Origin of the sequence: Rhizobium sp. GR12 (assembly GCF_036596185.1) — a bacterium.
In the GTDB taxonomy this organism is placed as follows: domain Bacteria; phylum Pseudomonadota; class Alphaproteobacteria; order Rhizobiales; family Rhizobiaceae; genus Agrobacterium; species Agrobacterium nepotum.
Genome location: NZ_JASXTH010000001.1, coordinates 159,211 through 171,202 on the forward strand (window position 1 = coordinate 159,211; position 11,992 = coordinate 171,202).

11 protein-coding genes are annotated in these 11,992 nt (G+C 59.1%); 7 read left to right on the plus strand and 4 right to left on the minus strand.

Going from position 1 to position 11,992, the window contains the following annotated elements; genetic code table 11:
• The 6 genes from QSK43_RS00770 to QSK43_RS00795 all read left to right on the plus strand — a co-directional run bounded on the left by QSK43_RS00770 (position 1) and on the right by QSK43_RS00795 (position 3,184).
• Positions 1-474, plus strand: a complete 474-nt coding sequence (locus QSK43_RS00770; RefSeq protein ID WP_332301954.1) for a UPF0262 family protein — start codon at positions 1-3, stop codon at positions 472-474.
• Positions 475-476: 2 nt separating this feature from the next.
• Positions 477-965 carry an arsenate-mycothiol transferase ArsC gene (locus tag QSK43_RS00775; protein ID WP_045022316.1) on the plus strand — a complete coding sequence of 163 codons (489 nt, stop codon included), beginning with the start codon at positions 477-479 and terminating at the stop codon, positions 963-965.
• Positions 966-1,108: 143 nt separating this feature from the next.
• Positions 1,109-1,327 (plus strand): translation initiation factor IF-1, encoded by a 219-nt coding sequence (infA, locus tag QSK43_RS00780; RefSeq protein ID WP_003493814.1) that lies wholly within the window; start codon positions 1,109-1,111, stop codon positions 1,325-1,327.
• 34 nt (positions 1,328-1,361) lie between these two features.
• Entirely contained in the window at positions 1,362-1,985 is a 624-nt protein-coding gene (locus tag QSK43_RS00785; RefSeq protein ID WP_332301955.1) for a Maf-like protein, read from the plus strand.
• Between the two features lie 3 nt (positions 1,986-1,988).
• Complete coding sequence (yacG, locus tag QSK43_RS00790) at positions 1,989-2,216, plus strand: DNA gyrase inhibitor YacG (RefSeq protein WP_045022312.1); 228 nt, start codon at positions 1,989-1,991, stop codon at positions 2,214-2,216.
• Positions 2,217-2,362: 146 nt separating this feature from the next.
• Positions 2,363-3,184 (plus strand): DUF6030 family protein, encoded by an 822-nt coding sequence (locus QSK43_RS00795; protein WP_332301956.1) that lies wholly within the window; start codon positions 2,363-2,365, stop codon positions 3,182-3,184.
• Positions 3,185-3,212: 28 nt separating this feature from the next.
• On the opposite strand, the gene galE is transcribed toward QSK43_RS00795, so the two are convergent.
• The 3 genes from galE to mscL all read right to left on the minus strand — a co-directional run bounded on the left by galE (position 3,213) and on the right by mscL (position 6,291).
• A complete protein-coding gene (gene galE, locus QSK43_RS00800; protein WP_332301957.1) occupies positions 3,213-4,244 on the minus strand; it encodes a UDP-glucose 4-epimerase GalE in 1,032 nt (343 codons plus the stop codon).
• Between the two features lie 314 nt (positions 4,245-4,558).
• Entirely contained in the window at positions 4,559-5,725 is a 1,167-nt protein-coding gene (locus QSK43_RS00805; RefSeq protein ID WP_332301958.1) for a pyridoxal phosphate-dependent aminotransferase, read from the minus strand.
• A 137-nt stretch (positions 5,726-5,862) separates the two neighbouring features.
• Positions 5,863-6,291 carry a large conductance mechanosensitive channel protein MscL gene (mscL, locus tag QSK43_RS00810; protein WP_045022305.1) on the minus strand — a complete coding sequence of 143 codons (429 nt, stop codon included), beginning with the start codon at positions 6,289-6,291 and terminating at the stop codon, positions 5,863-5,865.
• Between the two features lie 216 nt (positions 6,292-6,507).
• Here mscL and QSK43_RS00815 point away from each other — a divergent pair, with 216 nt between their 5' ends.
• Complete coding sequence (locus QSK43_RS00815) at positions 6,508-10,017, plus strand: PAS domain-containing hybrid sensor histidine kinase/response regulator (RefSeq protein WP_332301959.1); 3,510 nt, start codon at positions 6,508-6,510, stop codon at positions 10,015-10,017.
• Between the two features lie 53 nt (positions 10,018-10,070).
• On the opposite strand, the gene QSK43_RS00820 is transcribed toward QSK43_RS00815, so the two are convergent.
• Complete coding sequence (locus QSK43_RS00820) at positions 10,071-11,918, minus strand: methyl-accepting chemotaxis protein (RefSeq protein WP_332301960.1); 1,848 nt, start codon at positions 11,916-11,918, stop codon at positions 10,071-10,073.
• Between the last annotated feature and the right edge of the window lie 74 nt (positions 11,919-11,992).

Below are 11,992 nucleotides of genomic sequence, written 5' to 3' on the forward strand. Positions count from 1 at the left end.
ATGGCTTCAGGCGATTTCCGGCTCTGCGACGTGGTTCTGGACGATAGCATCGGCCGGTCCACGCCCGACGTGGAGCATGAACGCGCCGTGGCCATCTTCGACCTGATCGAGGAAAACACGTTCGAGCCGGTTGGTCATGAGGGCGGTCCATACCGGCTGCACATATCGCTGGTCGATGCCAAGCTGGTTTTTTCGATAAAAACCGAGGACGAGAAGGATGTCTCGACCCATATTCTGTCGCTGACGCCGTTCCGCCGTATCATCAAGGATTATTTCCTGATCTGCGAAAGCTATTACGAGGCGATACGCTCCTCCACCCCAAGCCAGATCGAGGCGATCGACATGGGCCGGCGCGGTATTCACAATGACGGCTCGCAAACTTTGATGGACCGGCTATCCGGCAAGATCAAAGTGGATTTCGACACCGCGCGCCGCCTCTTCACCCTTGTCTGCGTGCTTTATTGGCGGGGTTAGAGATGAGAGATCCCGCCGCGGCTCCAAACGAGGGACGGGCCCCCAAATCGGTCCTCTTCATGTGCGGCATGAATTCCATCCGTTCCCCGATGGCGGAGGTCATCGCCAAACGGCTGGTGGCGCCCGGCATCTACATCCAGTCCGCAGGCGTTCGGGCAGGAGAGCGAGACCCCTTCGTGGATGCGGTGCTGGAAGAACAGGGATTTTCGCTCGGCAAGCACAAACCGCGCACGCTGGACGAGATCGAGGATGATTTTTTCGATCTGATCATTACATTGACGCCTGAAGCCCATCACGCCGCGCTGGAACTGACGCGCTCGAACTCGTTCGACGTGGTCTATTGGCCGACCATGGACCCGACGGTGATCACCGGCACGCGGGAGCAGATCCTTAATGCCTATCGCGAGGTGCGGGACCATCTTGCGAAACTGATTGCCGAACGCCTGCCGGGACGGCCGCAGCCGGTGGCGGATACGCTTTCAAAAGAATGAAACCTGCCTCCGCCCATGAAAATCGATAGTGATTTTCAAGCCGATGCTTTAGAGGTTCACAAATGTGCCGGGATTGTGTAGTTTCCGCGCAATTTTCCCGGATATGACATGTCCGGCACTATCAACAGGAAGAAAACCCTTACATGACAAAAGAAGAAGTCCTTGAATTCCCGGGCATCGTAACCGAATTGCTGCCGAACGCAACATTCCGCGTGAAGCTTGAGAACGAACATGAAATCATCGCCCACACGGCGGGCCGCATGCGCAAGAATCGTATCCGCGTTCTGGCGGGCGACAAGGTGCTGGTTGAAATGACGCCTTACGACCTGAGCAAAGGCCGCATCACCTATCGCTTCAAGTAATCCGTTTTCGGCATCGGACGCCCCGGGCAGCGCAATGACAAACTCAAAACAAAAGCTCGTTCTGGCATCCGGATCGCCGCGGCGCCTGGAATTGTTGCATCAGATCGGTATCGAGCCGGCACGCCTGATGCCGATGGATATCGACGAGACGCCCGCAAGGCTGGAACATCCACGTACGCTGTGCCGTCGCCTGTCGCAGCAGAAGGCCGAGGCTGCGCATGCAGCGCTGAAGAGCGAGCAGACGTGGAAGGACGCCTATGTTCTCGGTTCCGACACGGTGGTGGCCGTGGGTCGCCGCATCGTGGGCAAGGCGGAATATACCGAAGAGGCTTCCGCAGCGTTGCATCTTCTGTCGGGGCGCAGTCATTGGGTCTATACCGGCATCTGCCTTGTGACACCCGGCGGCAAGATCCGCCAGAAGATTGTGGAAACCAAGGTGCGCTTCAAGCGCCTCTCCACGCGCGAGATCGACGCCTATATCGCGTCCGGGCAATGGCGCGGTAAAGCAGGCGCTTACGGCATTCAGGGCATTGCCGGTTCATTCGTGCAGAAATTGACCGGCTCCTACACCAATGTCGTCGGCCTGCCGCTTTATGAGACCATGTCGCTTCTGTCCGGTGAAGGATTTGAGGTGACCTCGGGCTGGCTCGAAGGATAGACCATGGCAAAACCGTCCACCGAAGGCGCTGGAAATGTCACGCCGCTTCGCAAATCGCAACCATGCCCGGAATGCGGGAAGCCATCGACGCGGGATGACTATCCCTTCTGTTCGGATCGCTGCCGCTCGCTCGATCTCGCCCGCTGGCTGAACGGCTCCTACGCCATTCCCGTCGCCGACGATGAAAGCAGCGCCGACGGGCAGAACATGGACGAAAATTCCTCCGAATAACGCCGCGCCGCCGGAAATTCCGGCGGTGGATTGCATAATATTTTTCAAAGTTTCCGTTCGTAATATATATTCACCGGGTACCAGCCCGAAAAGCCATATCAAAAACCGGTTGACGCCCCTCCCCCGGCAGCCATTAGGGTTCCCCGATGGACGCAAGCCTGCAAAAAAGAGTAAGCCCAGGCGCGCTGCTGTTTGCGGTGCTTGCCGTTTGCGTTGCCGTATTGACGACGGTGCTGCTTGCCAATGACAAAAAGCACCTCAAAAGCCTGCTGACCTACCTCGACCTCGCCCCCTCCATGCGTCCCGCCGAGCCGCCGACGCGGATAAAGCCCGTCAAGCGGCAAAAGCTTGTCGCCCAAAAGCTCGATCTACCGCCGCATCTGCTGAAATTCGAGCAAGGCGGCGACCGGGCATCCTTCGCACGCGACTTCGTTCTTTCCGGCAAGGACCTCTGCGACCGCTTTATCACCCAGGGTTTTTCCAACCCGCAGGGCTGGCACGCCAGCCCGGCGAACATCCGCAACTTCGAATGCATGGCCGATCTTGTGGTGGGGGATACGGCGAGTGCTGCCGAACGGGCATCGCTCTTCCTTGACATCAGAGGTGAGGCGTCCGGCGAGGTTCGCTCCATCAGGATGAAGGCGGTTGCGCCTGAGACGCCGGACGGGACTGTTATTCTGACGAAGCTCGAGGATGCATTGGCGCTGATCGTCGAGCAAACCCGCTGGGCCGATCTTGCCAGCATGCTTGAGCCGGCGCGCAGGATGAAGCCCTATCAGGCACAGCACTTCGGTATTTCGGTCTCCATAAAGCCGGAGCCGACCGCGCCGCATCGGCTGAACGTGATTTTACTCACAACGAAACAATTGCCGGGGCTGAAGCTGACACGCAGCTTTTTCGACAGCGAGAAATGGCTTCCAGCCGCCGCCGTTTCGGATCGGCCGGTCCACTACCCTTCCGTCAGGTAGAGCCGCATCCGTTGATGCAAAAGGCGACTTAACCTGTCGCTGCCAGTTTGCCCCGGAGCGGTGGGATCATGTCACTTGACCGGGTTTCGCGTTTGGCTTCCCACTGGAACGCAGTGCGAACGATGGTCGCCAGATCGTTGAAGCGCGGACGCCAGCCCAGCTCCAACTGGATACGCGTGGAATCCGCCACCATGGCGGCAATATCGCCCGGGCGACGTGGGCAATGGATGATCGGGAACTCGCGTGCCGATTCCCGCTGTACCGCGTGCAAGACGTCCAGCACCGAATAACCGACGCCATAACCGCAATTCAGCGTGCGGGTGCCGCCACCGGCGCGCAGATGCGACATGGCGAGCATATGCGCGTCGATCAGATCGCTGACATGGATATAGTCGCGAACGCCGGTGCCATCCGCCGTGGGGTAATCCGTTCCGTAAACCTCTACCTTGTCGCGCCGGCCGGTTGCCGCTTCGCAGGCCACCTTGACGAGGTTCGCCACTCCCGTGGGGGAAGGCCCGGCACGGCCCTGCAGGTCGGCTCCGGCGACGTTGAAATAACGCAGCGCCACATAGTTGAAATCATGCGCCTGCACGACATCGCGCAACATGATTTCAGAAGCGAGCTTCGACAGGCCGTAGGGATTTTCGGGGCTGAGGATCGCCGTTTCAGGAACCGGGCCATCAAAGGGTTGGTTCCCGTAGACCGCGGCCGTCGAAGAGAAGATGAAGTTGCTGATACCATGGCCGACCGCAGCCGCAACGAGGGCGCGGGTCGTGCCGGTGTTGTTTTCGTAATATTCAAGCGGCTGGCTGATCGATTCAGGAACGCTGACGGAACCGGCGAAATGAAAAATGGTCTCGATCTGGTTTTCTTCGAAAATCTGGCCGAGCAATGCGCGATCCGCCACGTCGCCGAGATAGAAACGCGCCGCCGGCGCGACGGCCCAGCGTGATCCCGTCGAAAGCCGGTCGACAACGACGACCTCTTCCCCGGCATCGAGCAAAGCCCACACCATGTGGCTTCCTATATAGCCGGCCCCACCGGTGACCAGAATAGCCATGACACCACTTCCCTGTTTGTTTTTGTTCGGTCCATCAAAGCCAATAATTCTTCATCATTGATTACTTGCACAGAAAATACGCCACCACGCCCTCAGCCCTCTTAAAAGGTGGCTTACGATTGGTTAGCGCAATGAAGTGCTTTTTATTTATTAGATGAAAATGTTCTCATAAAAGGAACAATCAGCGCATAGCATAGAAATGCGCGCCAGTCGATGGGTACGCCGTGGGGTTGTAGTTTTAGCGGTTGGTCGTGACTTTTGGGGCAGATTTGCACCTGCCGCGGCAAGATATGCGGCGCGGCAGGGCGAAGATTTTATCTACCGAGAATGTAAGATGCCAGCCGATCGGCCGCGTCTTCGATCTGTTTCGGGTTGCGCAGGAAGCAGGCGCGCAGAAACAGCTCTCCCCCTGTACCAAAGGCAGTGCCTGGCGCGAGGCCTACGCCGGTCTTGTCGACGATATCCAGCGCCGTGGCGCGGCTGTCCGTCACGCCGTCCACCTTGAGGAAAGCATAAAGGGCGCCGTCCGGCTTCAGCGTTTCCACACGGTTCGTGGCGATCAGCGTGTCACAGAGAATATCGCGGGACGTCAAGGCGCGCTCATAGTTTTCGCGAATGAAACCGTCGCCGTGATCGAGGGCCGCCACCGCGCCGCGCTGCATGAACTGCGCCACGCCGGAGGTGGAATATTGAATGAGGTTCTCGATGACCTGACCGATAGCCGGCGGCGCGACAAGCCAGCCGACACGCCAGCCGGTCATGGACCAGTTTTTCGAGAAGGAATTGGCAAAAACGATCTTGTCGTCCGGCTCCATGATGTCGAGGAACGACGGAGCGCGAGTGCCGGCATAGTGATAAAGCGCATAAATCTCGTCCGCCACGATCCACAGATCGTGTTTGCGGGCGAGCGCCAGAACATCGCGAAGATTGTCGCGCGTGGCCGTCCAGCCGGTCGGATTGGAGGGCGTATTAATGAAGAGCGCCTTCGTCTTGCCGGTAATCGCACTTTCCAGCTTGCCGATGTCGAGATCCCAGCGGCCATCGCGGAAATCGATGCCGACTGCAACCGCCTTCGCGCCCGCCACGCCGATGGCTGCGACGATATTGGGCCAGGTTGGCGTGAGATACACCATCTCGTCACCCGGCGAGGTCAGCGCCTGCACGGCAAGCGCGATCGCCTGCATGCCGGAACCCGTCACGTAGAAATGTTCCGGCGACAGCGAGGCCGCGAAGTGACGTTCGTAATAGCCGCTGAGCGCCTGGCGCAATTCTGGAATGCCGCGTTGCCAGGTATAGAAGGTCTCGCCATTGTTGAGCCCGTCGATGGCAGCCTTGTTGATGAAGTCCGGGCTCGGCAGATCGCCTTCGCCGACCCAAAGCGGCAGAAGATTATCCCGTCCCCGGGCATAATTCACAACTTCGACAATGCCGCTCTCGGGAGCCGCCAGAGAGCGTGCGCTCAGACTGTTCAAAATGGACATTAAAGACACTCCGTTTGGTGTCTTCTTATCGCATCGAACGGGCGATATGCATGATATTCCGTGAGGCAGTCATGGATTTTCTTTATGGATGGATCCCCGGCCAGGAGATCGCGAACTCGGGCCGGGAAATCCCAGTTTTAACGCGTCTTGAGCAGATCGCGGATTTCGGTGAGAAGCTTGACGTCTTCCGGCGGCGGAGCCGCTTCCGACTTTTCCTCGGCCTTGTTGCGCTCGACCGAGGCGCGAAGCTTGTTGACGCCCTTGACCATCAGGAAAATGATCCAGGCGAGAATGAGGAAGTTGATGAGAACCGTCAGAAAGCTACCGTAAGCGAAGACGGCGCCCTGATCGCGGGCGGCGGCGAGCGATCCGGCAGTGACACTGGAACTCAGAGGCAGGAAGTAATTCGAGAAATCGAACCCGCCGAAAATCGCGCCGACGATCGGCATGATAAGATCGTTGACGACGGAATCGACGATCTTGCTGAACGCCGCTCCGATAATAACACCCACGGCCAGATCCATGACATTGCCACGGGCAATGAACGTTTTAAATTCGTTAAGCATTAGATGGTCCCTCTCCCGCTTCACGAGCTGAAGCTATGTGACTGTCCCTACGCGCTCAACCATATAGGTTCCCCGCCCCATTTGGAATTCGTCAAGATTGCATTTATTAGCTTTTTTGCACGCTCGTCTTGAACTTTATGATCAGACCGCGCTCATTCTCAACAGCCCGGAATTCGCCTATGCTCGTTTTCGAGGATTGTTGCATGGGGAGGATGCGTGCTTCCTGGGTGGATCATATTCGGTTCGGCCTTCGCCTATGTCCTGCTGCTGTTTGCGGTTGCAAGCTATGGGGACAGGAACAGCCGGAAAAGAAACGCCCCGAAAAAGGGACGGCCGTTCGTCTATGCGCTCAGCCTGGCGATCTATTGCACCTCCTGGACCTATTTCGGCGGCGTCGGGCTTGCGGCCGACAGGGGGCTGGAGTTCCTCGGCATCTATACCGGGCCGATCCTCGCCTTCACCATCGGCATGCCGATCATTCGCCGCATCGTGGAGCTTGCCAAAACCGAAAAGCTGACATCGGTTGCGGATTTCATCGCCGCCCGCTACGGCAAGAACTCCACCGTGGCGATGATCGTCGCCATCATCGCACTCGTCGGCGCCATTCCCTATATCGCCCTGCAATTGAAGGCCGTTTCCAGCTCGGTGGCGACGATGGTCGATCCGGGCGATTATGGCATCGGTAGCGGCAATCTCTATTTCCTCGATCTGCCGCTCATCGTCACCATTGTCATGGCGGGCTTCGCCGTGATGTTCGGCACCCGTCATACCGACGCCACCGAACATCAGGACGGGCTTATTCTGGCGATCTCGATGGAATCGCTCGTCAAGCTGGTCGCCATGTGCACCGTCGGCTTTTACGTCCTGTTCGTCCTCTTCGACGGCCCCTCGCATTTGTGGCAGCTCGCCTCCGGCAATGAACAGGCGATGCGGGCCATATCCTATCATACGCCCATCAGTCGCTGGATCGTGATGACCCTGCTGTCCGGCTTCGCCATCATCCTTTTGCCGCGCCAGTTCCACGTCACCGTGGTTGAAAACCGGACGCCGGAAGAGCTGCGCATGGCCGGGTTCCTGCTGCCGCTTTATCTCATCGCGATCAACATCTTCGTGTTGCCGATCGCGCTTGCCGGCATTCTCACCCTCGGCGCAAATGGCGATGCCGATCTCTACGTGCTGCAACTGCCGCTCGCGCACCAGATGCCGGTGGTGTCACTGATCACCTTCATCGGTGGATTTTCGGCGGCGACCGCGATGGTTATCGTCGCCTCCGTCGCGCTGTCGATCATGATTTCCAACGACATCGTCATGCCGATCTTCCTGCGGCAGAAGCTGTTGAACCGCTCGCCGCACCGGGACAACTTCGCCAAAACGCTGCTCAATATCCGCAGAACGGCGATTTTCGCGGTGATGCTTCTGGGCTACGGTTATTACCGCGCCGCCGACAGCGCCACGGGGCTCGCTTCTATCGGCCTGTTGGCATTCGCCGCCATCGCCCAGATGGCCCCTGCCCTTTTCGGCGGGCTGTTCTGGCGGCGGGCCAATGCCCGCGGCGCGATCGCCGGCCTGAGTTCGGGCTTTTTCGTCTGGGCCTATCTGTTGTTTCTGCCGAGCTTCGGCGGGCCTGATAATTCCGAGGTCGCTGCAAACATTCTCGGCTTCCTGTTTTCCGGCAGCACGGTCTTCAATGGGCCGGATGCCGATCCTTTCGTGAATGCGGTCATCCTCAGCCTGCTCGTCAACAGCACGGCCTTTGTGCTCGGCTCGCTCTCGCGCAATCCTCGGCCGGTGGAGCGCATCCAGTCCGGCATTTTCGTAAAGCGCCATTCGAAATCGCAATTCGCCACACGCGGCTGGAAAACCCGGGTCAGCGTCGGCGATCTCAAAAGCGCGATCGCCCGTTATCTCGGCGAGGAGCGGATGCTGCGCTCATTGGCGACCTATGAAAAGACGGCGGGCAGAAAGCTCAACGACGATCAGCCCGCCGATATGGCGCTCATTCATTTCTCCGAACAATTGCTGGGCAGCGCCATCGGCTCCTCCTCCGCCCGGCTTGTGCTTTCGATCATTCTTCAGAAGGCGGAAGACACCAGCGCAGACACCGCATGGCTGCTCGATCAGGCAAGCGAAGCCCTGCAATATAATCAGGACATGCTGCAAACGGCGCTGGCGCAAATGGACCAGGGCATCGCCGTTTTCGACAGTTCGCAGCAGCTGACGATCTGGAACCGGCGCTTCCGCACCCTTCTCGATCTGCCCGAGCAATTCGGGCAGGTGGGAGTGCCGCTGACGGATATCGTCACCATGTTGCAGGAGCGTGGCGACATGCCGGCGGGCGACACGGAGCAGCTGATCACCAGTTTCCTCACCATGGACCTGCCTTTCTCACTGGTGCTTGGCGGCGGCGAGCGCATCATCGAAGTGCGCTCCAACACCATGCCGGACAAGGGCATCGTCGCCACCTTCACCGATATCACGCAGAGGGTGGCGAGCGACCAGGCGCTGAAACAGGCTAACGAAACGCTGGAACAGCGCGTGGCGGAACGAACCGTCGAGCTTACCCGCGTCAACCGCGAACTGGCGGAGGCAAGGGCATCCGCCGACGAGGCGAATATCGGCAAGACACGGTTTTTCGCCGCCGCCGGTCACGATATTCTCCAGCCGCTGAATGCCGCCCGGCTCTATTCTTCCTCGCTGGTTGAACGGCTTGGCGCGTCGGGAGAAAGCGATCTCGTGCAGAACATCGATTCAGCACTCGAGTCGGTCGAGACTATTCTCGGCGCGGTGCTGGATATTTCCCGCCTCGACACGGGTTCGATGAAGGCGCGCATGACGTCGGTGCCGCTGAACGAGCTGCTGAAACGCATCGAGACCGACTTCGCGCCCATGGCGCAGGAAAAGAACCTCGACCTCGTGGTCATGCCCACCTCCCTGACGGTGCGCTCGGACCCCAACCTGTTGCGGCGGCTGATACAAAACCTCGTCTCCAACGCCATCAAATATACGTTGAAGGGCAAGGTCGTCGTCGGCGCACGCCGCCGGGGCGGCGAGGTCGTCATTCAGGTGACGGATTCCGGCATCGGCATTCCCGCATCCAAATTCCGCACGGTCTTCAAGGAATTCGCCCGGCTGGACGAAGGGGCGAAGACAGCCTCCGGCCTCGGGCTTGGTCTCTCCATCGTCGACCGGCTGTCCCGCATGCTGCACCATCCGGTGCAGCTGATTTCCACACCCGGAAAGGGCACGACATTCCGCATCCATCTGCCACGCGAAGCGGACCGGTTGGCCTCCGCCAAGGCCGGCGGCGGGATCACCAATCCGGCGGCGAGCGACCGCCTCCAGGGTGTCAGGGTACTCTGCATCGACAACGAACCGAAAATCCTCGAGGGCATGACGCTCTTGCTGACGGGATGGGGTTGCGAGGTCTTGCCCGCAGGTTCCGTGGCAGCATTGGAAGAACCGTTCCTCAGCATGTCGGCGGCGCCTGATATCATCATTGCCGATTACCATCTGGACGATGGCGACGGGATCAGCGCCATCCGCCTGATCAGGACATTTTTCGGCAAGTCGATCCCGGCCCTGCTTGTGACGGCAGACCGCAGCCCGGAAGTGCGCAGCGATGCGGAGAAATACGGGATTTCCGTCCAGCACAAGCCGGTCAAGCCGGCGGCGCTACGCGCCTACATCAACCAGATATCCAGCACGGTCCGCGCGGCAGCGGAATAAAAAACTCCCGGACCTTGCGATCCGGGAGCTTTTTGACTTTCAAAATCTAGATGTCAGGCCGCGCGGTTCAGTCGTTCCCTGCCGGTCGCAGAGTTCTGCTCCATCTGAAAACGCTGAACCAGATCGAGCAACGCCTCCACTTCGCCTGACAGCACCCTGCTGGCCGCGCTCGACTGTTCGGCAAGTGCGGCATTCTGCTGGGTCATTTGGTCCATCTGGTTGACGGAACTATTGACATTGTGAAGCGCGGAGGACTGGTCCTGCGTCGCCGTCGCAATGGTTTCGACATGCTGGCTGACGGCGACGATCTGATGGCTGATGGCGGAAAGGACAGTGCCCGCCTCCTGTACCAGCTTCGATCCGGAACTGACCTCGTGCGTCGACTGGTTGATGAGCTGCTTGATTTCGCGGGCTGCTTCGGCCGAGCGCTGGGCAAGCTCGCGCACTTCCTGCGCCACGACGGCAAAACCCTTGCCCGCCTCGCCCGCACGCGCCGCCTCGATGCCGGCATTCAGGGCGAGAAGATTGGTCTGGAAGGCGATATCGTCGATGACCTCGATGATCTGCTCGATCTTGCGCGAGGCGCCTTCGATGCGGTTCATGGCGTCAACGGCGTTGCTGACGACCGAACCGGAACTGTCGGCGCTCTGCTTGGTGATGCGGACGGCCTCATTGGCCTCCCGCGCCCGCTCGGCCGAAGATCTGACCGTCGCGGTGATTTCCTCGACGGCGGCTGCGGTCTCTTCCAGCGAGGCCGCCTGATTTTCCGTGCGCTTCGACAGATCGACCGATGATTGTTCGATTTCAAAACCGCTATGCTGGATGATGAGGGTGCGCTCGCGGATTTGCCCCAGCGCATCGCGCAGGTTGAGAAGGGATTCGTTGAAATCCGTGCGCAGCCGATCCAGACGACCGGCAAACGGCGTCTCGATCGTGCGGCTCAGATCGCCACGCGAAAGCCTGCCGAGACCGGACGCGATCTCGCCGACAGCGAATTCGATCTGGCTGTCCAGTTCCTGCTTCTCGGTATCGTTGCGGTGACGTTCCGATTCCGCCACGGAACGTTCCTCGGCGCTTTTGCCCTCGATTGCGAGTTTTTCAAGCGCATTCTCGCGGAATATCACCAGAGCGCGAGCGATGTTACCGAATTCGTTGATATTGGTGGCATAGGGGATCGGCGTGTCGAGATTGCCATCCGAAAGCGACTTCACCGCATCGGTCAGCTTGCTCAACGGCTGCAGGGTGCGCCGGATGACAAAATAGGCGAGCAGCCCCACGCCGACCATGGCGAGCGCGCCGCAGATCAGCAACAGGTCGCGCAGGCCGTAGATCTGGGCTTCGTAGACGGCCATGGGAACGCCCACGAAAAGAATACCGACGGTGGTTCCGGTCTTGTTGAGAACCGGCATGTAACCGGTCATGTAACTGGTGCCGAAAAGCGTGGCCGCGCCGAAGTAGGCTTCGCCCTTGGAAACCTTTTCGAAAGCGGGATGATCGGCAGCAAGCTTGGTGCCTACCGCCCTTTCACCCTTTTCATTTTTCAGATTGGTGGTGATACGGACGTATTCGTTGGCCTTGGTTTCAAAAACGGTGGCGATGCCGCCGTTTCCAGCCGCCGTGCGGTCGACAAGGTCGTTATCGCGTAGTGTCCCGATACTGGCGCGGCTGACACTCTTCAGCTCTCCGTCGCCCATATCGAGGGCGACGCCACCGACCTTCATCTCGTAGAGGATCGCCATGCCACGCATTGCGCTGCGGGTATCGCGCAACGCGGTCGTGATGATATTATCCTTCAACCGCATGTAGGTGGAAAAACCAACTGCCGCGATGCTGAGCATGATCAGGCCGATCGTCAGCGCGACGACCTTGCCCGCAACGGACTTAAAGAGCCGGTTATGCATGAAACAGTTCCCCAAAGCCAAAACTAAGACAGTTTTAGTTAGCAACTGTTAAAAAACGCGAAACAAGCGACGCG